Consider the following 228-nt stretch of genomic DNA (forward strand, 5'->3'; position numbering starts at 1 on the left):
CTCGCCACTCTCCTTCATTCGCTCGATGATTTCGGCCATCAGCGCCAGGTCGCGGCGTGAATCGGCGAGGTCGGTCAGAGGCTTTGTGCCTTCGGTGATGTGGCGGTGGAAAATCTCGAGTTCATTCGAGAAAGCATCGCCGTAGAGAGGCCCGAAGGTTTTCGTCACCGGGCCGAGCGGGCCGGCATCAGTGACCTCCAGCCGCGTCGGCAGGCTGCGGATGTAGGG

At 62.3% G+C, this 228-nt stretch carries 1 pseudogene; it reads right to left on the reverse strand.

Annotation, left to right across the window (positions count from 1 at the left end):
* A pseudogene (locus EOC06_RS39485) lies at positions 1 to 228 on the reverse strand (gfo/Idh/MocA family oxidoreductase); the annotation flags it as partial.

Origin of the sequence: Mesorhizobium sp. M7A.F.Ca.MR.362.00.0.0, from assembly GCF_004023175.1 — a bacterium.
Taxonomy (GTDB): Bacteria; Pseudomonadota; Alphaproteobacteria; order Rhizobiales; family Rhizobiaceae; genus Mesorhizobium.